This window comes from Pseudonocardia sp. MH-G8 (genome assembly GCF_002262885.1).
In the GTDB taxonomy this organism is placed as follows: Bacteria; Actinomycetota; Actinomycetes; order Mycobacteriales; family Pseudonocardiaceae; genus Pseudonocardia.
The window spans coordinates 42861-65512 of the sequence record NZ_NKYF01000030.1 but is presented as its reverse complement, the minus strand read 5'-3'; the positions used below and the strand labels follow the sequence as shown (position 1 = coordinate 65512).

Genomic DNA, 22652 nt, shown 5'->3' with positions numbered 1-22652 from the left:
CATGCCCACACCTGAGCCCGGGGCACCGGACGCGGTGACCGCAACGCTGGGCAGGCGGCCGGGGAAGGTCGTCGCGGTCCACCTCAACTACCCCTCGCGCGCCGCCCAGCGCGGGCGGACGCCGGCAGCGGCGTCGTACTTCCTGAAGCCGTCCTCCTCCCTGACGGGGTCCGGCAGCGTGGAGAAGCCCGGGGGCACCGAGCTGCTGGCGTTCGAGGGCGAGATCGCGCTCGTCATCGGCACCCCGGCCCGGCACGTGCGGCCGGAGGACGGCTGGGCGCACGTGGGCTGGGTGACGGCGGCGAACGACCTGGGCCTGCAGGACCTGCGCACCGCCGACCGGGGCTCGAACGTGCGCTCCAAGGGCGGTGACGGCTACACGCCGCTCGGGCCCGAGCTCCTGCCCGCGGCCGGGCTGGACCCCGCCGGCCTGCGGATCCGCACCTGGCTGGACGGCGAGCTCGTTCAGGACGACACGAGCGCCACGCTGCTGTTCGACTTCGGCCACCTGGTGGCCGACCTGTCGCGGATGCTCACGCTCGAGGAGGGCGACGTCGTCCTCACCGGCACGCCCGCCGGAGCGTCCGTGGCACAGCCGGGGCAGGTGGTCGAGGTGGAGGTCGGCACGGTCGACGGCACCCGCAGCACCGGACGGCTGCGCACGTCGGTCGTCGAGGGCCCGCCGCTGGCCCCGTGGGGTTCGCCCGCGCACGTCGACGACGCGGTGCGCGCCGACGCCTGGGGCACGCCACCGTCCGGGCCACCCGGGCTGTCGCCCGAGTTCCGCGAGCGGTTGCACCACGTCGCCGTCGCGACGCTGTCGGTGCAGCTGCGCAGGCGCGGCTTCGACGACGCGAGCATCGACGGGGTGCGGCCGCTGGTCCCGGGGCGGCGGCTGGTCGGCACCGCTCGCACGCTGCGCTACGTCCCGTTCCGGCCCGACCTGTTCGCCGCACACGGGGGCGGCTACAACGCGCAGAAGCGGGCGGTGGACTCGATCGGACCGGGGGAGGTCCTCGTGATGGAGGCCCGCCGGGACCCCACGGCCGGCACGCTCGGCGACATCCTCGCGCTGCGCGCGCAGGTGCGCGGCGCCGCCGGGATCATCACCGACGGCGCCGCCCGGGACGCGGTCGCCGTCGCCGCGATCGACATCCCGGTCTACACCTCCGGGCAGCACCCGGCGGTGCTGGGCAGGCGCCACGTCCCGTGGGAGGGCGACGTCACCATCGCCTGCGGGGGAGCCACGGTGCAGGTCGGCGACGTGATCGTGGCCGACGACGACGGGGTCGTGGTGATCCCGCCGGGCCTGGTCGAGGAGGTGCTCGCCGCCGCCGAGCAGCAGGAGCGCGAGGAGGAGTGGATCGCCGCCCGGGTGGCCGAGGGCGCCGGGCTGCAGGGGCTCTACCCGCTGTCGGGGCCGTGGCGCGAGCGGTACGACGCCGATCAGGGCCCGTCGTGACGTCCCCCTCCGTGGCCCCGCCCGTCTCCAAGGTCGACCTCGCCTACGACCTCATCCGCGAACGCATCCGGAGCGGGGCCTACACCCCGGGGTACCGCCTGGTGCTGGGCGTGCTGGGCAAGGAGCTCGGGGTCTCGACAGTGCCGGTGCGCGAGGCGGTCCGCCGCCTGGAGGCGGAGAACCTCGTCGAGGTCGTGCGCAACGTCGGCGCCACGGTCCGCGGGCTGGACCCCGTCGAGTACCGCTGGGCGGTGGAGACGCTCGCCGTGGTCGAGGGCGCGGCCACCGGGATGGCCGCCGCGCACCTCCCGGACGGCGCCCTCGCCGAGGCGCGCCGCCTGAACGACGCCATGCGTGACGGGCTCGACGACCTCGACCCGCTGCGTCACAGCCGACTCAACCAGCAGTTCCACCGCGTGCTCACCGACCCGTGCCCGAACCCGCACCTGCTCGACCTCGTCGAGCGCGGGTGGGCGCGGGTGTCGGGCCTGCGGTCGTCGGTGTTCTCGTTCGTGCCCGACCGCGCGGCGGAGTCGGTGCGCGAGCACGACGCGCTCCTGGACCTCGTCGTGCGCGGCGCGGCCCCGGCCGAGATCGAGGCCGCCGCCCGCGGCCACCGCGAGGCCACGGTGCGTGCCGTCCTGGACAGCCAGAAAGGATCAGCATGAGATTCCGTTCCGACCCCGCGCAGATCCGCGGTTCGATCGCCCCGCTGGTCACCCCGTTCACCGACGCGGGGGACGTGGACCACGAGGCCCTGCGCACCCTCGTGCGCTGGCAGCTCGCCGCGGGTTCGCACGGCATCTCGCTCGGCGGCTCGACGGGCGAGCCGTCGGCGCAGTCGATCGCCGAGCGCGCGGAGGGCATCCGCACCGTCGCCGCCGAGATCGGCGACCGCGTGCCGTTCCTGCCGGGCACCGGTTCGGCGAAGCTCGCCGAGACCCTGGAACTGACCGCGGCGGCCCGGGATGCGGGCGCGGACGCGGCTCTCGTCATCACCCCGTACTACGCGCGGCCCACCCAGGAAGCGCTGTACGTCTGGTACTCGACGGTCGCGCGCGAGTTCCCGGACCTGCCCATCGTGGCCTACAACGTCCCGTCGCGCACCGCCGTGGACATCGCCCCGGAGACGGTCGGGCGCCTCCACCGCGACCACGACAACTTCGTCGGGGTCAAGGAGACGACCAAGGACTTCGAGCACTTCTCCCGCGTGCTGCACGCCGCGGGCCCCGACCTGCTCGTCTGGTCCGGCATCGAGCTGTTGTGCCTGCCGCTCCTGCCGCTGGGTGGCGCAGGCTTCGTCTCGGCGCTGGCCAACATCGCCCCGGCCGCCGTCGCGCAGATGTACGAGGCGGCGGTCGCGGGCGACGCGCAGCGGGCCCGCGAGATCCACTTCGGGGTGCACCCGCTGGTGGACCTGCTGTTCGTCGAGACGAACCCGGCCCCGGCCAAGTGGCTGATGAAGGAGCGGGGGCTGATCACGAGCGATCACGTCCGGTCCCCGCTCATCCCGCTCACCGAGAGCGGGCAGGAAAAGGTCCGCGCGCTCGCCGCGGCCGCCGATCAGTACCTGACCCCCGTGGAGGTCGCCGTATGACGCAGACGCAGTCCGTGAGCCGGCACGTCCCCGAGGGGCTGCCCACGCACCTGCAGCACTACATCGACGGCGAGCTGCGCGACTCGGTCGGCGGCGCGACGTTCGAGGTGCTCGACCCGGTCTCCAACCGCACCTACGCCACCGCCTCCGCGGGCCAGGCCGAGGACGTCGACGCCGCCGTGTCCGCCGCGCACCGCGCGTTCACCGAGGGCCCGTGGCCGACGATGGCGCCGCGCGCCCGGGCCCGCGTGCTCAACAGGATCGCCGACCTGGTGGAGGCGCAGGACGCCCGGCTCGCCGACCTCGAGACGTTCGACACCGGCCTGCCGATCACGCAGGCGCTGGGCCAGGCGCAGCGGGCCGCGGAGAACTTCCGGTTCTTCGCCGACCTGATCGTGGGCCAGACCGACGACGCCTACAAGGTGCCGGGCCGCCAGATCAACTACGTCAACCGCAAGCCGGTCGGGGTCGCGGGGCTGATCACGCCGTGGAACACCCCGTTCATGCTGGAGTCCTGGAAGCTGGCGCCGGCGATCGCGGCGGGCTGCACGGTGGTGCTCAAGCCGGCCGAGTTCACCCCGCTCTCGGCGAGCCTGTGGGCGCAGATCTTCACCGAGGCCGGCCTGCCGCAGGGTGTGTTCAACCTGGTCAACGGCATCGGCGAGGAGGCGGGCGCCGCGCTCGTCGCCCACCCCGGCACCCGGCTGATCTCGTTCACCGGCGAGACCACGACCGGCCGGGAGATCTTCCGCGCGGCCGCCCCGCACCTCAAGGGGCTGTCGATGGAGCTCGGCGGCAAGTCCCCGGTCGTGATCTTCGACGACGCCGATCTCGACGCCGCGCTGGACTCGTCGGTGTTCGGCGTGTTCTCCCTCAACGGGGAGCGCTGCACGGCGGGCTCGCGCATCCTCGTGCAGCGCAGCGTCTACGACGAGTTCGTGCAGCGCTACGCCGAGCGGGCCCGCAACGTCGTCGTCGGCGACCCGCACGACCCGCGCACCGAGGTCGGTGCGCTGGTGCACCCGGAGCACCACGAGCGGGTGCTGGGGTACGTGGAGATCGGGAAGACCGAGGGCCGGCTGGTGGCGGGCGGCGGGCGTCCCGAGCACCTGCCCGGGGGCAACTACGTGGCGCCCACCGTGTTCGCCGACGTCCCGCCGACGGCGCGGATCTTCCAGGAGGAGATCTTCGGCCCCGTCGCGGCGCTCACCCCGTTCGACGACGAGGCGGAGGCGGTCGCGCTCGCCAACGACGTCCGGTACGGGCTCGCGGGCTACGTCTGGACCCGCGACCTCGCCCGTGGCCACCGCGTCGCACAGGCGATCGAGGCCGGGATGGTCTGGCTGAACTCGCACAACGTCCGCGACCTGCGCACCCCGTTCGGCGGGGTGAAGGCGTCGGGGCTGGGTCACGAGGGTGGCCACCGCTCGATCGACTTCTACACCGAGGAGCAGGCCGTGCACGTCACGCTCGGCGAGGTGCACACGCCGCGGTTCGGAGCGAGCTGACATGGCTGTGACCCCTGGACCACCCGATGTCATCCGCTGCGCGTACGCCGAGCTCGTGGTCACCGACCTCGCCGCGGCCAGGTGGTTCTACGTCGACCTGCTCGGGCTGGTCGTCACCGCCGAGGAGCCCGACGCGCTCTACCTGCGCGCCTTCGAGGAGTACCTGCACCACTCGCTCGTGCTGCGCCGCGGGGAGACCGCCGCGTGCGCGCGGCTGGCCTACCGGGTGCGTTCGCCCGCCGAGGTGGACCGGGCCGAGGCGTACTACCGGGATCTGGGGGTGCGCGTCGAGCGGGTGCCGGCCGGCGCGACCCGGGGGATCGGTGAGGCCGTCCGGATCGAGGACCCGCTGGGCTTCCCCGTGGAGTTATTCTTCGACGCCGAGCACGTCGAGCGCCTCACCCAGCGCTACGACCTGCACGGCGCCGGCGCGATCAGCCGCCTGGACCACTTCAACGTGGTGACACCCGACGTCCCCGCGGCGCAGCGCTACTACGAGGGACTCGGGTTCAAGGTGTCGGAGGACATCGAGGACGCCGACGGCACGGTGTACGCGGCCTGGCTGTACCGCAAGCCCACGGTGCACGACATCGCCCTCACCGGCGGCGACGGGCCGCGCATGCACCACATCGCCTTCGCCACGCACGAGCGCAGCCAGATCCTGCACCTGTGCGACCACCTGGGCGCGGCGCGCCGTTCCGACATGATCGAGCGCGGTCCGGGCCGGCACGGTGTCTCCAACGCCTTCTACCTCTACCTGCGCGACCCCGACGGGCACCGCATCGAGATCTACACCCACGACTACTACACCGGCGACCCGGACAACCCGGTGATCCGCTGGGACGTGCACGACAACCAGCGCCGCGACTGGTGGGGCAACCCCGTCGTCGCGTCGTGGTACGCCGAGGCGTCGCCGGTCCTGGACCTCGACGGGGAACCGCGCCCGCTGCAGGAGCGCACCGAGGCGGAGGAGGCCGAGGTGACGGTCGGGGCGGACGGGTTCTCCTACACCCGGCCCGGGGAAGCCGGGGCCGACCCGCGCGGGTTCAAGCTGGGCAGCCAGGTCTGAGCGAGCTGGATCGCGGCCACTACTTGCCGGTGAAGACCGGCTCGCGGCGCTCGAGGAACGCGTGTGCCGCCTCGCGGGCGTCGTCGGTGTGGAACGTCGAGACCATGCGTTCGCTCTCGACGTCGAGGTAGTCCGCCAGCGGTAGCCGGTCGGCGTCGCGCAGGTTGTCCTTCATCGCCCGGACGGCCCGGGGGGCGCCGCCGGCGAGCCGGGTGGTGAGCGCGGCGAGGTCGGCGGCGAAGGACTCGTCGGGGCTCACCCTGGTCACCAGGCCCGCGGCGCACGCGTCCCGCGCGGGGAGCCGCCCGGGGAGCAGGAACAGCTCGCGGGCCCGTGCCTGGCCGAGGATGCGGGTGGCGAACCAGATCCCGCCGAGGTCGCCGGACAGGCCCGCGCCCAGGAACGCGGTGTTGAAGACCGCCGTGTCGGCCGCGATCCGCAGGTCGCAGGCCAGCGCGAGGGACAGGCCCGCGCCGGCGCAGGCCCCGTTGACCGCCGCCACGCTGACCTGCGGCAGCCGGTGCAGGCGTTCGGCGATCCGGCCGACGCGGCGCAGCCGGGCCAGGTCCGCGCTCACCGAGTCGCCGCGCAACGTGCGGCGGTGCGACGGCGCGGCGAGGTCCGCGCCCACCGAGAACGCCGATCCGTGCCCGGTGATCACGACGACCCGGATCCCGGGGTCGCTCTCGAGGCCGTCCAGCTCGCGATCCAGGTCGTCGAACAGGTCGACCGCGAGCGCGTTGCGGCGGCCCTCGTTGCGCAGCGTCAGCGTGGCGATGCCGTCGCCGTCCGTGCGATCCACGCCTGCGGGCACGTGACCTCCTCCAGCCGCCGGGTGCGCGGCGCTCATTCCTCGCCGGCGCGGACGACGCCGCGCCGGACCAGATCGCCGATCTCGGGTGCGGGGTAGCCGAGCTCGGTCATGATCTCTCGGGTGTGCCGGCCGACCCGCGGTGCCGGTGTGGGCGAGGGCGCCTCGTCCACGCCGTCGCGCCACGGCGAGCGCACGACGGTGTAGGGCTCGGCGTTGTCGCCGACCACGTCGACGAACGTGCCCGAGGCGCGGACGTCGGGGTGCGTCACCACCTGGGCGTAGCTGTTGATCGCACCCGCGACGATCCCGTTGCCGACGAGCATGTCGAGCGCCTTCTCGCTGGTGAGGTCCCGGAACGCCGGGGCGAGCTCGGCGAGCAGCGCGGCCCGGTGCGCGACCCGGTCGGGGTTGGTGCCGAACCGCGGGTCGTCGGCCAGGTCGGGGCGCCCGACGAGCGCGCAGAGCTTCGTGAAGTGGGTGGGGGTGTAGGCGGACAGCACGATCGCTCCGTCCGCGGTGTGCACCACGTCTGCCGCCGGGGCCACGGTGGGTTGCCCGTTGCCCTTGCGCTCGGGCACCTGCCCGGTGAGGAAGTACTCGCCCCAGGTGGTGGCCTGCAGGTGGATGGCCACGTCGAGCAGCGAGACCTCCACGTCGCGACCGGTGCCGAACCGCAGCCTGCCGATGTAGGCCCCGAGCACCGCCTCGGCCAGGACGTGCCCGGCCGCCGCGTCGACCACCGGGACCCCGACCCGCTGCGGATCACGGCCGGCCTCCCCGGTGACGGACATCAGGCCGCTCTCCGCCTGCGCCGCGATGTCGAAGCCCGGACGGTCCCGGGAGGGGCCGTGGCGCCCGAAACCGCTGACCGACCCGTAGACGACGCCGGGGTTGACCGCGCGGACGTCGGCCGGCCCCAGACCGAAGGTCTCCATCACGCCGGTGCGCAGGTTCTGCAGGACGATGTCGGCGCCCCGGACGAGCCGCTGGGCCACGGCCTGCCCGTCGGGTGCGCGCAGATCGACCGCCAGCGACCTCTTGCGCGTGTTGTAGGCGCGCACCATCGCCTGGCCGTAGACGCCGATCTGGCGGGCGGACTCGCCGCCCACCGGCTCGACCTTGATCACGTCGGCGCCCATGTCGGCCAGCGCCGCACCGGCCGCCGGCGCGGCGATGAACTGCCCGAAGTCGACGACCCGGACTCCGGTCAGCGGCTGCTCCACGCGGGCGCCACCTCCCCGTTCCCGTGCTCCCCGAGCCGGTCGAGGTCGCGCTCGGGATTGATGAGGACCAGCGACAGCAGGCCGCCGACGACGATGACCAGCGCGCTGATCGCGAAGCCGTGTCCGTAGCCGGTGGTCACGTCGGCGCCGTCACCGATCGAGAAGCCCAGCACGAGGGGCGCGATGACGCCGGCCATGCTGTAGAAGGCGACCAGGCAGCCCAGAACGGCGCCCCGGTGTCCGGGTCGGACGAGGTCGGAGACGATCGTCAGCGCGACCCCGTAGGCGGCCGAGTTCAGCGAGAACGCGCAGGCGACCAGGACCATCTGCGCCGCACCCGGGGGTACCGCGGTGAACAGGTACATGCTCACCCCTCCGCTGACCACGAAGGCGACGGACAACCCGCCGCGGGCCCAGCGCCGCGACACCCCGGCGGCGATCATCCGGTTGGACAGGAACCCGGCGCCGACGGCGGCGACAGCCGCCACCGCGTAGGGCGCCGTCACCAGCCGCCCGGCGGAGATCGCGTCGTAACCCAGGCCCTGCTCCAGGTAGAGCGGCAGCCAGGACACCCGCAGCGTGGTGGTCCAGTAGCCGACGAACGCGAGCAGCGCGACACCCAGGATCGTCGGCGTGCGCAGCTGGCGGGCCAGCAGCCGCCAGTCCGTTGCGGCGCGAGCCGGCGCGCTCGGCACCGCCTCCTCGGGCGATGGCCTGCTCAGCAGGAACCAGGTGACCAGCCAGACCAGACCCGCGACGATCAGCACCAGGAACGCCGCGTGCCAGTCCCAGGTGGCGATCACCAGGGTCAGCACCGGTGCCGCGATCAGCGGGCCCACCGAGCTCCCGGCGCTGATCACCCCGGCGGGCAGGGCGCGCTTCTCGGGCGGGAACCAGGAGTGCACGACGTGGGTGGCCAGCGCGTACGCGGGTCCCTCGGCGAAGCCGAGGACCACGCGGCACACCAGCAGCAGGCCGAAGCCGACCGGGAACAGCAGGGGGACCATCGTCAGAATCCAGATGCCCATCAGCGTGGGCAGCAGCACCCGGACCGAGATCCTGGTGCTCAGCGCGCCGACGATCAGGGCCCCGACGGCGAACAGCCAGAAGAAGGAGCTCTGCAGGACCCCGAACTCGGCCGGCGTGATGCCCAGCTCCCGCATGAGCGCGCTCCCGGCGAACCCGAGCGCGGCCTTGTCGGCGAAGTTCAGGAGCATGAATGCGAAGGCGAGGAAGGTGGCCGTCCACGCACCCCGCACCATTCCTGCGGCCCCGGCCGACGATGTCGCCGTCGTCGGAGGCTCGGTTCGTGGCGTCTCTGCCATGGTGTCTCCCGCGGTCGGTCCGGCCACCAGTCAAGGCTTCCCGACCGACAGCGTCAAAGACGTGAAACCACACGGTCCGACTGCTCCTGACTATCGGTCGACCGGCGACCGGTGGGGGATCCGCGTGACCGGCGAGCGTTCGGAGAACTCGCCGCGTTGCCGCCGGCGGACGGCGAGGTCGGTCTCCGCCGCGGCCTGCACCCGCCCGAGCCCGGTCGCCATCCGCTGCTCGATCGCGCGTTCCCAGGACCGCACCCGGTCGCGGGTGAAGTCGAGGAAGGCCGCCGTCGCCGCGGTCAGGTGGCCCGCGCGGTAGACGACCCCGATCTCGCGGCGCAGGGGCGGATCCAGTTCCCGGACCACCGCGTCGCGCAGGTGCGCGTCGAGCGCCAGGCGCAGCGGCACGATCGCGGCGCCGCCACCGTTGAGGACCATCGGCAGGACCGCGCCCCGCTGCGGGACCTCGACCGAGACCAGCGGCTCGACGTCGGCCGCCCGCAAGGTCCCCTCGATCCACTCGCGGGTGGTGGCGTGCCGCTCGCCCAGCACGAGGGGGACACCGTCGAGATCCGCGAGTTCCACGGTGTCGGGGAACCCGTCGTCGGTCCCGGGCGGGGCGACGAGCACGAAGTGCTGGGTGAGCAGCCCTTCGTGCACGAGCCCGTCGCGGGGATGGGGCAGGACGCTGACCCCGACCTCGCACTCGCCCGAGGTCACCAGCTCGGCGACCTGCGAGACCTCGCCCCGCTCCTCGATACGCGCGCTGACCCGGGGGTTGGCGACCCGGAACTGGGCGACCCAGATCGCGGCCGGGTCCGCCGAGAGGTCGGCGAGGGAGGCGACGTCGATCCGCCCGGCCTCGAGGTCGCGGACCTCGCGCACCGCGTCGTAGGCCGAGCCGAGCGTGCGCAGCATCTGACGGGCCGGTCCGACCAGCGCCTCGCCTGCGGGCGCGAGCACCAGGCCCCGTCCCACGCGGTGGAACAGGTCCGTCTGCAGGTCCCGCTCGAGCCGACGCAAGGACTGGCTCAGCGACGGCTGCGCGACGCGCAACGCGGCCGCCGCCCGGTGCACCCCGCCGTGCTCGACGACGGCGAGGAAGTACTCGAGCTGGCGCAGGTCCACGGGCCCGAGTCTGGCAGGGGACGCGTGGCCCTCCGCTGATGTGCCGGCCCGAGCTACCCCAACAGGTGCTCCTCGAAGAAGGCTCCGAGCTTCCCGACGGCCTGATCGACGTACGCGGGCCGGTCGTAGAGGTCGTAGTGGCTCGCGCGGTCGACGACGAACAGGTCCTTGATCACCGATACCGCGCCCACGGCCGTGATCCGGTGAACCGCTCGGAGGACCGGCTCGTCCGTGGTTGTATCCGAGCTCGTAGACGGACGCGCTGGAGGGGACACCTGATGGATGAGGCAACGGCGGTCCGGGAGTGGGTCGAGGCACGCGCCGAGGAGATGGCCGGGCTGCTCGCCGAGCTCGTCCGCATGGACACCGAGAACCCGCCGGGCCGTGGCCTGGGCATTTGCGCCGCCCGGCTGCGCGAGGTGATGGAGGAGCTCGGTTTCGCGCCGGAGATCATCCCGCTCGCGCCGCACGACCGCCTCGAGGAGCCCTGCGTCGTGCGCGGGCAGGTCGGGGAAGGTTCGGAGGTCGTCTACTTCCACGGCCACTTCGACGTGGTGCCCGCGCAGAGCCGGTCCCAGTTCGCCGCGGAGCGTCGCGACGGCCGGATGTACGGCAGGGGCACCGCCGACATGAAGGGCGGCATCGTGTCCATGCTCTACGGCGCGGCGGCCGCCCGGGAGCTCGGACTGCTCGGCGGGGGGAGGATCGTGTTCCACCTCGTGTGCGACGAGGAGACCGGCAGCGACGCCGGCTCCGGCCACCTGCAGGGGGCCGGCCTCATCGACACCTCCGCACGCGCCATGCTCACCGCCGAACCCACCGCGGGTGCCGTCTGGCACGCCAGCCGTGGCGCCCTCACCATGCAGGTCGGGTTCGCGGGTACCGAGGCGCACGTGGGGCAGGCGCACCTGGGCGTGAACGCGTTCGCGCACATGGTCGCCGTGGCGGCGCCGCTGCACGACCTGGCGCGCGAGCTGCTCGAGAAGCGCACGTCGTTCCCGATGGGCGACGACGCGGTCAAGGGGTCGATGCTGGTCGTGGGCGGAGCGAGCGGCAGCGGCGTGAACTTCAACGCGGTGCCCGGCTCCGCCTGGTTCTCGATCGATCGCCGCTTCAACCCCGAGGAGGATCTGGACGAGGAGATCGCCCGGCTGACCGACGTCATCGACACGGCCGCCGCCTCGGCCGGCGCGGACGTCTCGATCGAGATCCTGCAGCGCCAGCCCTCGGGCAGCACCGAGGAAGACCATCCGACGGGTCGGGCGCTCGCGGCCGCCGTGGCCGAGGTCGAGGGCGTCGCACCCGCCTTCGAGCTGTGCCCCGGCATCCTGGAGACCCGCTGGTACGCCCAGCTCGGCGTCCCGGCGTTCGGCTACGGAGCCGGACGCCTGGACGTGTCGCACGGCCCCGGTGAGTACATCGACGAGGCGGCCATGCGCCGGTGCGCCGCGGTCTACGCCCTGTTCGCCGCACGCGCCTTCCGGTAGGTCCTCGCGGGTACGCCGGTCATGGCCGTCGCGACCACCCGAGCGGTTCGTCGACCGGGACGCGGGCGACTTCGGCGAGGTGCGCGTCCAGCTCGCCGATCTCGAAGCGGCACATCCCGACCACGTGCCAGAACTGGCTCGCGACCTCGCCCTCGGACTTGTAGCGGCCGTCCGGGGTGAACGCCGCCCAGCCCTCGGGGAGCCCGAGGAGGGTCAGCCGCGCGGGGTCGGGACCGGAGGAGGACGACCAGAGCCGGACGGTGCCGTCGGCGCCGCCGCTCGCCAACTGCCCGCCGCCCGGGTGGAAGGCCACCGACTGCACGCTGCCGGTGTGCCCGGTCAGCGTGTGTTCCAGGCGTCCGGTCGCCGCGTCCCAGAGCCGGATCGTCAGGTCGTCGCCCGCCGTGGCGAGCATCGTGCCGGTGTGGTTGAACGCGACCGCCCAGAGCCGGTCGCGGTGCCGCTCCAGGACGTGGCGGGTCGAACCGGTGGCGACGTCCCAGACGCGGGCCGTGGCGTCCCAGGACGCGCTGGCCAGCCGCCCGTCGGAGAAGTCGACGGAGTAGACGCGGTCGGTGTGGCCGGACAGCGTCCGGAGGAGGCTGCCGGTCACCGCGTCCCAGACGCGGACCAGCCCGTCGTCGCAGCCGGTGGCGAGCAGCCGCCCGTCATCGCTGTAGGCGATCGAGCGCACCCGCCCGGCGTGGTCGGCGAGCGTGTGGACGAGGCGGCCCAGCGTGCGGTCCCACAGCCGGACCGTGTCGTCGTCGTTGGCGGTGGCCAGGGTGTCGCCGGACGGGCTGAACGCGACGGCCCACACCGGCGAGGGCTCGACCTTGATGTGCCGTTCGAAGCGGCTCTGCGGGACGTCGAACAGGTTGAGCCGGCCGTCGTTGCTGACGATGGCGAGCCGGGGCGCGGTCGGGCTGAACACCGCAGTCTCCAGCTTGACGAACTGCTCGGCCGAGTCCCTCAGCCGCTGGAGCAGGCGTCCGGTGTCGGGCTCCCACAGCCGGACGGTCCCGTCGTTGCTGCTCGTGGCCAGTGTCGAGCCGGTGGAGTCGTAGCGCACCGACATGACCTGGCGGCCGTGCCCCGCGACGACGTGCCGGCAGTGCCCGGTGGCCGGGTCCCAGAGGCGCGTGGTCATCTCGTCGTCGCTGACGGCGAGCTGCGTGCCGTCGGGGCGGAAGGCGAACGGCCAGATCGCCCCCGTGTGGCTCAGGGTGTGCCGTGTTCGGCCGGTCGCGACGTCCCGGATGATGAGCCGCCCGGAGCTGTCGCCGGTGGCGAGCAGCTCCCCGGACGGGGAGAACGCGAGCCCGTGCACGGGTTCGGTGTGGCCGGTGAGCACGTGCCGCGTGCGGCCGGTGTCGAGGTCCCAGACGCGTACGCCGCCGGTGGCATCACCGCAGGCGAGCAGGGGCAGGCTCGGGTGGAACCCGATGGCGTGGACGCCACCGGCGTGACCGGGGAGGGTGGCCACCGCCCGGCCGGTCGCCGGGTCCCAGGTGTGCACGTCCCCGCTGCGGCCGCCGGTGGCCAGCCGGTCGCCGGAGGGGCCGGCCGCGATCCGGTGGATCGGCTCGCCGGGACCGGTGAGATCGCCGAGCGCCGCGCCGCTCGAGGTGTCCCACAGCCGTACGCTGCCGTCCCGGTACACCGCGGCGACGACGGTTCCCCACCAGCTCAGGTCGACGACGAAACCGCGCCCGCCGGGGAGCTCGTGGCGGAGCTCGCCGGTCGTGACGTCCCACAGCCGCAGCACGCCTGCCGCGTCCCCGGTGGCGAGCAGCTCGGCCCGCTGGTCGAGCACGACCGGCCACGACCAGCGGTCGTGCCCGCGCAGGACGTGCCGGCACGCCGCGGTGGCGGCGTCCCAGATCCGGACGGTGCCGTCGGCCGATCCGGTGACGAGCACGTCGTTGCCGTGGGTCGCGTTGCTGCCGTAGGTCACGGCGAACACCCGGTCCCGGTGGCCCAGCAGCGTGCGCAACGGCAGCCCGGTGGCGGTGTCGCAGATCAGCGTGGCGCCGTCGTCGCTGCCGATGGCGAGCATTCCACCGTCCGGGCTGTAGGCCAGCACCTGCGGGAGCCGGCCCAGTTCGGCGTCGAACCCGTGCCGGACGCCGGCGGCGGCGGGCGCCAGCTCGGCCTCGACCGGCTGGCCCGGGGCGATCGCGGCCCCGCGCAGGGGTCCTGTGCCCGGGGTGCCCGCGCTCGGCACGCCGACGGCACCGATGAGCGCGGCGCGCTGCCAGACGCTCCCGGCGAGCTGGGCGCCGGTGATGTCGACGCCGGTGAGGCGGGCCCTGGTGAGGTCGGCGCCGCGCAGGTCCGCGCCGTCGAGGCGGGCCTCGTCGAGGCGGGCCCCCACGAGCCGGGCGTCGGTGAGCCGCGCCCCGGTCAGGTCGGCGCCCACCAGCCGGGCCCCGGTCAGGTCGGCGCCGGTCAGATCCACCCCGTCGAGGTCCCGGTAGGACAGGTCCTCCCCGGCGAGGGCGGCCCCGCGCAGGTCGGCGGTGGCCGGGATGCGCAGCCGGGAACTGATCCGCAGCGCGTTCGCCCGGGCCACGTCGCCGGGGCGTGGGTCCGACAGCACCGTGTCCACCCACGCCCGGCAGTCCCGGGGGTTCGCCAGCTCGCAGAGGAAGTCGACGATCAGCTGCGACAGCTGGGTGCGGTGCAGCAGCGCAGGCAGCGTGACGCCCGCCCGCAGCTCGTCGGCGATCGCGTCGGCCACCAGCCACTCCATCACCGAGCGGTGGATGAACCCGAAGAGCCCGTCGTCGGTGCGCACGAGCAGGCTCCCGGACGCGACCGCGTGCACGACCTGGGGCCCGGAGAGCTCGACGTGCGCCATGTCGGCGAGGGTGTCGACCACCTCCGCGAGGTCCGTGAGGCCCAGGTGCGCCGCCCCCGTCTCCCACAGCCGCACGGCCAGCGCCGTGGCGGCCCGCTTGCGATCGGCGGTGGTGAGGCCCGGCTGCCCGGCGTCCGCGGGCGGCCGGGACCGGTCGGCCATCCGCTCGGTCTCGAAGCCCAGCCAGGAATCGATGATCTCCCGGTAGAGCGCGGACGCCCCGATCGCGTTGCCGCTGCGCGCCGCGGACTGCAGCCGCTCGTCGGGGAGGTCGGCGATGAAGCTGAGCATGCGCGGGTTCTGGCCCAGGTCGGCCAGGCTCTGCACGGCCTGCAGCAGCCTCAGCCGGGCGTCCGCGCGGCGTTCGTCGCCGTCGTAGCGGTTGAGCAGGTAGGCCCGGATCTGGGCCGGGGTGAAGTCCTGGATGCCGATGATCCGCCGCCCCGCGAGGGCTTCGACCTGCTCCCCGAGCACGGTGACGACCTGGCCGTGGGAGCGGAAGTGCTGCGTCCGGCTCGCGACCACGATCTTGGCGCGGCCCTGCGCCGCCTGCAGGAGCGTGCTGAGGTGCTCGGCGGCCCGGTCGTAGCTGATCCGGGTCACGAGCTCGTCGAAACCGTCGAACAGCAGCACGATCCGGCCCTCGCGCAGCATGTACCGGAAGGCGTTGATGTCGATCCGCGTCTCGCCCTCGTTGGCCAGGTGGGCGGCCACCAGGGCGTCCACCGAGTTCGCGGTGTCCAGCGTGCGCAGCTCGATGAGGATCGGGACCACGGTCGGTGTGGTCTCGGCCAGGCGGCGGGCGACCTCGCGCATCACGAACGTCTTGCCGTGGCCGAACTCCCCGAGGATCAGGACGAACCGGCCGTGGTCGGTGGCCGACAGCAACTCGACGAGCTCGCCTGCCAGGTCGTCGCGCACCTCGCTCCCGGGCCGGTCGAGGTCGGTGAACCGCTGGGGAACGTAGAGCGAGGGCGGGTAGCGGCGGTCGGTGCGCAGCTTCGCCGTCTGACGGGCGATGAACTCGGACAGGTCCAGCAGCCCCTGGAACTCGGTGAAGCTGCGCAGCCGCACGCCGCGTCGCGTCGCGTCGTCGCGCAGCGCCTGGGGCGGGTTGGGGCCCTCGTACACCAGCTCGGCGCCGGGCTCGGTGAAGTGCGTGTAGTGCGCCTCGAGGACGTCCCGGGTGACCTCGCCGACGTGGGCACCGATGCGCCACTGCGGGGTGAACCCCTCCTCGCGGCGGGTGACGAGCAGGTGCGGCGGGTCGACGTCGACGAGCCGGACCCGGGCGCGGTCGTCCCGGGCGACGCAGACCTCGGTGATCCGCTCGAGGAGCAGGCCCTGCGGATCGCTCGCCCGCACCGGCTCGCGCTCCGGGATGTCGTCGAGATCCGCGGGCGTCGAGCCGAACGCCGCTGCGGCGCCGTCCCACGGCCGCTCCACCAGCGGTGTCTCCCGGCCCGCGAGGGGGTCGTCGATCGGGAACCGGCGGACGCCGGCCGCGGTCAGCTGCACGAGCTCGGCCTCGCCCGCATCCGATGCCCCGAGCGTGAGGAGCCCCGATTCGAGCGTGTCCGTGCCGGTGCCCCCCAACGCCGGGCCGTGGATGAGCAGGTGCAGCCGGCTGCCGACGAGCCGGTCGAACATCTCGGCGTCGTGCAGCAGCAGCGGGTCGACACCGGCGCTGCGACCTGCCGGCGTCGGGTCGTGGTGGACGACCCCGATGCGCAGCCAACCGGCCTGCTCGAACGGCCGCACGTGTTCGGCGAACCACCCGGACTGCCGCTGCCCCAGCAGCCCCCTCCCGTCGTTCGGGCGGTGGGTGATCGCCATGGTCGAGTTCATCGCCGCGACGACGACGCGCAGCTCGGGGACGGGCACGAGGCTCCACGGCTGGGCCTCGTCGAAACCGGGGCCGTCGAGGCCGGGGTGCAGGCCCTGGAGCAACGCGGCGAACTGGCGCAGCTTGGGGAAGTACGGCTCCACCGGGGCGCGTTCGTTGGCCTCGCAGTCGCTGAAGTACGCGAGGCAGGCCGCGGCCGAGACGTCGCGGCGTCCCGGCACCACGACGAGCCGCTCCGGCTCCAGGCGCAGCAGCGCGCGCAGCCCCTGCAGGAACTCCAGTGCCTGCACGACCTGGCTCGGCCGCGCGGACTCGGTGACGTCGCCCGACACGATGACGAGGTCGGGCGGGGGCACCCCGGCGTCGACGAGGCGGTTGACGTCGCCGTAGATCTGGTACTGCAACTCGAGCGCGGAGCGCGGCGCGTTCCCGTCGCGGGTCGGGCCCCGGCCGAAACGCGGACCCGGGACGTGCAGGATCGACAGGCTCTCGCGGCCGGCGCTCGCGGGCGGCACGCTCGGTGGGAACTCGGGCGGGGTCGCCGGCACCCGCCGCCCTGGCTCGGGCGCACCGGCGCCCGGCTGCCCCGGGAACGGCGGCGGGGTGCGCGCCGCCTGCGACGCCAGCATCCGCCCCAGGTCCTGCACGACCAGTCCGGCGGCCGCCCCGTCGTCGCGCTGACCCACGAGGTCGACGACCGTGATCGGGGCGAGCAGGCCGTCGAGCGGGCAGTCCTCGACCCGGACGACCATGAGCTTGCGCGGGTCGTGGCGCAGCGTGGCCTGCCACTCGCTGCCGTGCCGCGAGCCGGAGGAGTTGCGGGACATCACCGCGACGACGACGGTCGCGTTGCGCACACCCGCATCGGTGAACTCGGTGAAGTTGGTGCCGGGCATGAAGTCCCATGCCTGCAGCCGGACGCGGAACCCCGCATCGGTCAGGACCCAGCCGATCCAGGTGGCCCAACGGTCGTCGGCGGGGGAGTAGCTGAGGTAGAAATCGACGGCATCGGCCGTGTCCATGCAGTCACTCCCCGCAACGATGTTGATCGGAACGAGTATCACGGATGAGGTGACCGTGGAAAAGCCGCGAACGGACGGTCACCCTCGTGTCGGGGCGGCCACCGGAGCCGATGAAGATACGGGGGTGACGACTCGGCGACGGATGACGATGCGCCGGCCGCGGCTGTCGCTGCTCGACTGGATCCGGGTCGGTCTGCTGGTGGCGGGGCTGGTCGCCGCCGCCACCGGGTTGCTGCCGGCGGCCGAGGCCGAGGCGAGCCTGCGCCGGATCGCGCCGCTGCTGCTCTTCCTCGCCAGCGTGATCGTGCTCGCCACGCTCACCAAGCGCGCGCAGGTCTTCGACGCCATCGCGGCCCGACTGGCCATCGTCGGCAACGGGAGCTACGTGGCGCTCTTCCTGCTGTGCGTCGTGTTCGCGTCGGCCACGACGGTGTTCCTGAACCTCGACACCACGGCGGTCCTGCTCACGCCGGTGTTCCTCGCGCTTGCCGCGCGAACGGGCATCGCCGCGCTCCCGCTCGCGATGACCACCATCTGGCTGGCCAACACCGCCAGCATGCTCCTGCCGGTCTCGAACCTGACCAACCTGCTCGCCGCCGACCGGGTCGCGCTGCACGCGCTCGAGTTCGCCGGGCGCATGTGGGCTCCCCAGGTCGCGGCGATGGCGGCCACGATGGCGTTCCTCTGGGTGCTCTACTGGCGCCGGGGCCGGCGGGGGGTGGACCGGTACGAGCCGCCGGCACCGATCCGCCCCGCCGAACCCCGGCAGCGGGCGCTGTTCCGGGTGGCGGCGGTGTCCTGCCTGCTGTTCATCGGGGCGATCCCGTTCGTCGGCGAGCAGATCGGTCTCGCCGCGGCCGCCGCCGCGCTGGTGCTGGTGGTGGCGTTCGCCGTGCTCGACCGCGGCGCGTTGCGGCTGAGCCTGGTCCCGTGGCAGCTGCTGATCTTCGTCACCGGCCTGTTCCTGGTCGTGCCGACGCTGTCGGTGCACGGGCTCACCGACATCATGACCGCGCTGATCGGGACGGACCCCGGCTGGGTGGGGGCGTTCCGCGCGGCCGCGGCGGGTGCGGGGCTCTCCAACGTCATCAACAACCTGCCCGCCTACGCCGCGGGCGAGACCGCGGTGCCGCTCGAGAACCACGACCAGCTCCTGGCCCTGCTCATCGGGACGAATGCCGGGCCCCTCGTCACGCCGTGGGCGTCGCTGGCGACACTGCTGTGCCTGGAGACCTGCCGTGTGCACGACCTGCGGATCGACGTGCGCCGGTTCGTCCTGCACGGGCTCGGCCTCGCGGTGGTCGCCGTGGGTCTGAGCGTGCTGGCGCTGCTGATCACCAGCTGAATCGGCTGATCACCGCCCGAACCGGCTGCGCCGGGTATCGGGGAGGGCGGCCCGCCGGATGATGTCGGCGACGTCGTTGTCGCCGACCGACAACGGGATGTCGACGCGGAGCTCGCCGAACAGCCGGCGCACCTGCTCCGGGGTCGGCTCGTCGGCGAGCCGGTGCTCGTCGATGCGGGACAGGTCGAGCCGGCGGGACTGCTCGAAGCTCATGGCCAGCTCGCGCTGGTACGCGCGGTAGTGCGACATCGTGTGGTCGAAGTACATCCCCGGGGCGTTCCGGTCCTCCTGCGTCATGAGCGCGAACGTCGGTGAGATGTCCCAGCGGAACGTGGTCATCACCCGGGAGAGCCCGATCTCCGGCTGGAGCAGGACGAACCGCTGCCGGTACCAGCACACGGCGAGGATCGTCGCGAAGGCGTTGCGGGAGATCACCTCCGGCGACGCCTCCGCCGACTCACCCGTTGCCGAGCGCAGCCCCGCGCGGTACTCGGCGTAACGGCGGCACAGCTGCGTGTCCGTGGGGTCGAGGATCTCGATCTGCATCCGGACCGGCCGGTTGGCCTCGCGGGCGGCGGTGACGCACCCGCGCAGCGTGACCGTGCGCAGGTGCGTGCCGGTGCCACCCTTGAAGATCCACACGCTCGCCTCGCGTTGCGCCTCGGAGTTGAGCCGCTCCGCCTCGGGCGCCTGCACCAGGCGGACCGCCTCGGCCCGTGCGAGGTTGGCCGCTGCGATCTGGCGGTCCCGCAGCAGCGTGGTGGCCAGCAGCGCGAGCGTGAGCAGGATCGCGGCATCCACCTGTTCGGAGCCGAGCACGTCCGCGGCGCCGAGCAGCCCGACGCTGATCGCGATGAAGAGCGCCAGCGTGCCGTCCGCGTTGCCGATCAGCCAGTGTCCGAACCGGCGCATCCGTCCGCCCCCCCCCGGGTGTGGCGACGCCATGATCCGCCGCGCGCGGATCGTACGCGGACGGGTGATCAGCGTGACACCGCCGAGCGAGCCGGGCTATCCGCGGACCAGGTGGGTCAGCAGCATGTCCAGCGGCCGGGGTACGCGATCGAGATCGAGCGCCGCGACGAGCGAGCCCGAGTAGCGGATCTTGCGGCCACTGCCTGATCCCATGAACCGGCGCAGCTGGTCGTGGGTGCTGCCGGCACGCCACGCGGGTTGTTTCTGGAGCGTGCGGAAAGAGCCGAGTTCGCCCGCGGCGTCGATGACGCGCTCGACCGCGGCGGCACCGAGGGCGCGGATCAGCTCGTCCTCCAGGTCGGCGACGCACACGAAGAACCCGAGGGCCTCCAGCCCGCTCCGCTGGAGATCGGCTCCGAGGCCGGCGCGTTCGAGGTGGCGCCGGAAGCCGCCTTCCTCCCCGACGTCGCACAGCCCGGCCAATCGCAGGTCGCGCCCGGGAGGGCCCCACCGGGCGAGGTGCGCGCCGATGTTCGTGGCGCCGCCCATCGCCACGAGGGAGATGCCTTCGGCCGCGAGGTTCCGGCCCCGGCGCAGGGCCAAGGCCTCGAGGGCCGACCTGTCACTGGCCCCCTCGACCAGGACCACCGTGTGCGCGTCGCTCACGAGCCCGGTCTCCCCGGCGCGCCGTCAGCGACCCGGGCGCCAGCGCTGGTGCCCGTCGGGGGCCTGGGCCCGCCGGATGAGCTCCAGGCGGGGTCTCGGCCCGTCGGTGCGTCCGCTCTGGGGTTTGCGGCGGCCCGCGCGCCAGGGGTCGGGCCACGGTGCGCCCGGCCCGTCGTAGTCCTGGTCGACCGCGGCGTGCAGGGTCCAGTTGGGGTCGTAGAGGTGGGCGCGCCCGACGGCGCACAGGTCCGCGCGGCCGGACAGGATGATCGTGTTCACGTCGTCGGCCGAGGAGATGACGCCCACGGCGATCGTCGGGATGTGCAGCACGTTGCGGATGGCGTCGGCGAACGGCGTCTGGTACGAGCGGCCGAAGGCCGGCTGCTCGTCGGGGGTGACCTGCCCGGTCGACACGTCGACGGCGGCGGCTCCCGCGCGCTCGAAGGCCCGCGCCACCTCCAGGGTGTCCTCGAGGGAGATGCCGCCGTCCACCCAGTCGGTGGCCGAGATCCGGACGGTCATGGGCTTGTCGGCGGGCCACACCGCGCGCATTGCGGCGAAGACCTCCAGCGGGAACCGCAGCCGGTTCTCGATCGGCCCGCCGTAGGCGTCGGTGCGCCGGTTGGTGACCGGCGACAGGAATGCCGACAGCAGGTACCCGTGCGCGCAGTGCAGTTCGACGAGGTCGAAGCCGGCACGTGCTCCGCGCTCGGTGGCGGCGACGAACTCGGCGACGATCGCGTCCATGCCGGCCCGGTCCAGCGCCTTCGGCACCTGGTTGACGCCCTCGCGGTAGGGCCGCGCCGATGCCGAGACCACGGGCCAGTTCCCGGAGTCGAGCGGCTGGTCGATGCCCTCCCACATCAGCTTGGTGGAGCCCTTGGGTCCGGAGTGACCGAGCTGGAGCCCGATCTTGGCTCGGGAGGACGCGTGCACGAAGTCGGTGACCCGGCGCCACGCCGCGGCCTGCGCGTCGCTCCACAGGCCCGTGCAGCCGGGCGTGATCCGTCCCTCCGGCGACACGCACACCATCTCGGTCATGACGAGGCCTGCGCCGCCCAGTGCCTTGCCGCCGAGGTGGACCAGGTGGAAGTCGGTGGGCACGCCCTCGACGGCGACGTACATGTCCATCGGCGAGACGACCACGCGGTTGCACAGTTCCAGCTCGCCGAGGCGGAACGGGTGGAACATGGGTGGTCGGGGCCGCCCGTCGCCACCGGCCTGCCGCGTGGCGTCGGCGAACCACGCGTCGACGTCGGCGATGAACCCCGGGTCGCGCAGGCGGAGGTTGTCGTAGGTGATGCGGCGGCTGCGGGTGAGGATGTTGAAGGCGAACTGCAGCGGCGGCTGCTCGACGTACTGCCCGAGGTTCTCGAACCACTCGAGGCTCGCCTGCGCGGCGCGCTGCGTCGATGCCACCACGGGTTTGCGCTCGGCCTCGTAGGCGGCCAGCGCGGCGGGAACGGTGCCGACCTCGTGCAGGCATGCCGCCAGGGCCAGCGCGTCCTCCATCGCCAGCTTCGTGCCGGAGCCGATCGAGAAGTGCGCGGTGTGGGCGGCGTCGCCGAGCAGCACCAGGTTGTCGTGGCACCAGCGTTCGTTGCGGACCGTGGTGAAGCTGATCCACTTGGAGTTGTTCGCCAGCACGCGCCCGCCGTCGAGGACGTCGGCGAAGATCTCGCGCACGGCCTCGACCGCCCGCTCGTCGGACTCGCCCGGTGTCAGGTCCAGCGCTTCGCCCGCACCGAACCCCGCGCGGCGCCACACGTCGTCGTGCATCTCGATGATGAACGTGCTGCCGTGCGCGTCGAAGGGGTAGCCGTGCATCTGCATGACGCCGTGCTCGGTCTCGCGGATGTCGAAGGTGAAGGCCTCGAAGACCGTGTCGGTGCCCAGCCACATGTAGCGGCACCGGCGGACGTCGAGGGTGGGGAGGAAGTGATCGGCGTACTTGGTGCGCACCGCCGAGTTCAGCCCGTCACAGGCCACCACCAGGTCGTGGTCCTGGCGCAGCTGCGCGACGTCGGGCGCCTCGGTGGAGAAGCGCACGTCCACCCCGAGCTCGAGGCAGCGCTCCTGCAGGATCTGGAGCAGGCGCTTGCGGCCCATGGCCGCGAAGCCGTGGCCGCCGCTGGTGATGCGCTGCCCGCGGAAGTGGACGTCGATGTCGTCCCAGCGCGCGAACTCCCTCTCCATCGCCGCGTGCACCACCGGGTCGGCGTGCTCGATACCGCCGAGCGTCTCGTCGGAGAACACGACGCCGAAGCCGAACGTGTCGTCGGCGGCGTTGCGCTCCCAGACCGTGATGTCGTGGCCCGGGTCGAGCTGCTTCGCGAGCGCTGCGAAGTACAGGCCGCCGGGGCCTCCACCGATGACTGCGATGCGCAC

Annotated in this window: 16 protein-coding genes; 7 read left to right on the top strand and 9 right to left on the bottom strand. The window is 73.3% G+C overall.

The window, feature by feature from the left end; translation table 11 throughout:
- The first annotated feature begins 1 nt into the window (after position 1).
- The 5 genes from CFP66_RS39335 to hpaD are packed head-to-tail and all read left to right on the top strand — an operon-like array spanning position 2 to position 5636.
- On the top strand, positions 2-1462 hold the full coding sequence (locus tag CFP66_RS39335) for a fumarylacetoacetate hydrolase family protein (protein WP_094930461.1): 1461 nt from the start codon (positions 2-4) through the stop codon (positions 1460-1462).
- Positions 1459-2130 carry a GntR family transcriptional regulator gene (locus tag CFP66_RS39330; RefSeq protein WP_094930460.1) on the top strand — a complete coding sequence of 224 codons (672 nt, stop codon included), beginning with the start codon at positions 1459-1461 and terminating at the stop codon, positions 2128-2130. The genes CFP66_RS39335 and CFP66_RS39330 overlap by 4 nt, the downstream gene beginning before the upstream one ends.
- Positions 2127-3059, top strand: coding sequence for a 4-hydroxy-tetrahydrodipicolinate synthase (dapA, locus tag CFP66_RS39325; RefSeq protein WP_094930459.1), 933 nt, complete (start codon positions 2127-2129; stop codon positions 3057-3059). Before CFP66_RS39330 ends, dapA begins: the two co-directional genes overlap by 4 nt.
- A complete protein-coding gene (gene hpaE / locus CFP66_RS39320) occupies positions 3056-4567 on the top strand; it encodes a 5-carboxymethyl-2-hydroxymuconate semialdehyde dehydrogenase (RefSeq protein ID WP_094930458.1) in 1512 nt (503 codons plus the stop codon). Before dapA ends, hpaE begins: the two co-directional genes overlap by 4 nt.
- 1 nt (position 4568) lies before the next feature.
- Positions 4569-5636 (top strand): 3,4-dihydroxyphenylacetate 2,3-dioxygenase, encoded by a 1068-nt coding sequence (gene hpaD, locus CFP66_RS39315; RefSeq protein WP_094930457.1) that lies wholly within the window; start codon positions 4569-4571, stop codon positions 5634-5636.
- A gap of 19 nt (positions 5637-5655) precedes the next feature.
- On the opposite strand, the gene CFP66_RS39310 is transcribed toward hpaD, so the two are convergent.
- The 5 genes from CFP66_RS39310 to CFP66_RS48285 form a co-directional block, all read right to left on the bottom strand.
- Positions 5656-6450: an enoyl-CoA hydratase/isomerase family protein gene (locus CFP66_RS39310; RefSeq protein WP_198961982.1), complete on the bottom strand. Its 795-nt coding sequence runs from the start codon at positions 6448-6450 to the stop codon at positions 5656-5658.
- Between the two features lie 32 nt (positions 6451-6482).
- A complete protein-coding gene (locus CFP66_RS39305; RefSeq protein ID WP_094930455.1) occupies positions 6483-7673 on the bottom strand; it encodes a CaiB/BaiF CoA-transferase family protein in 1191 nt (396 codons plus the stop codon).
- A complete protein-coding gene (locus tag CFP66_RS39300; RefSeq protein ID WP_198961981.1) occupies positions 7658-8998 on the bottom strand; it encodes an MFS transporter in 1341 nt (446 codons plus the stop codon). Before CFP66_RS39300 ends, CFP66_RS39305 begins: the two co-directional genes overlap by 16 nt.
- A gap of 90 nt (positions 8999-9088) precedes the next feature.
- Entirely contained in the window at positions 9089-10123 is a 1035-nt protein-coding gene (locus CFP66_RS39295; protein WP_094930453.1) for a LysR family transcriptional regulator, read from the bottom strand.
- Positions 10124-10176: 53 nt separating this feature from the next.
- Positions 10177-10314, bottom strand: a complete 138-nt coding sequence (locus CFP66_RS48285) for a hypothetical protein (protein WP_158228394.1) — start codon at positions 10312-10314, stop codon at positions 10177-10179.
- 87 nt (positions 10315-10401) lie between these two features.
- On the opposite strand from CFP66_RS48285, the gene CFP66_RS39290 reads away from it, so the two are divergent.
- Entirely contained in the window at positions 10402-11610 is a 1209-nt protein-coding gene (locus CFP66_RS39290) for a M20 family metallopeptidase (protein WP_094930452.1), read from the top strand.
- A gap of 19 nt (positions 11611-11629) precedes the next feature.
- Here CFP66_RS39290 and CFP66_RS39285 read toward each other — a convergent pair whose 3' ends face one another.
- Positions 11630-17341: a TIR domain-containing protein gene (locus CFP66_RS39285; protein ID WP_094930451.1), complete on the bottom strand. Its 5712-nt coding sequence runs from the start codon at positions 17339-17341 to the stop codon at positions 11630-11632.
- 124 nt (positions 17342-17465) lie between these two features.
- Between CFP66_RS39285 and CFP66_RS39280 the strand changes: the two genes are divergently transcribed.
- A complete protein-coding gene (locus CFP66_RS39280; RefSeq protein WP_233160076.1) occupies positions 17466-18686 on the top strand; it encodes an SLC13 family permease in 1221 nt (406 codons plus the stop codon).
- A 9-nt stretch (positions 18687-18695) separates the two neighbouring features.
- On the opposite strand, the gene CFP66_RS39275 is transcribed toward CFP66_RS39280, so the two are convergent.
- The 3 genes from CFP66_RS39275 to CFP66_RS39265 form a co-directional block, all read right to left on the bottom strand.
- Positions 18696-19598, bottom strand: a complete 903-nt coding sequence (locus CFP66_RS39275; RefSeq protein WP_094930449.1) for a hypothetical protein — start codon at positions 19596-19598, stop codon at positions 18696-18698.
- Between the two features lie 96 nt (positions 19599-19694).
- Positions 19695-20264, bottom strand: coding sequence for a TOPRIM nucleotidyl transferase/hydrolase domain-containing protein (locus CFP66_RS39270; protein ID WP_094930448.1), 570 nt, complete (start codon positions 20262-20264; stop codon positions 19695-19697).
- A 24-nt stretch (positions 20265-20288) separates the two neighbouring features.
- Entirely contained in the window at positions 20289-22652 is a 2364-nt protein-coding gene (locus CFP66_RS39265; protein WP_094930447.1) for a bifunctional salicylyl-CoA 5-hydroxylase/oxidoreductase, read from the bottom strand.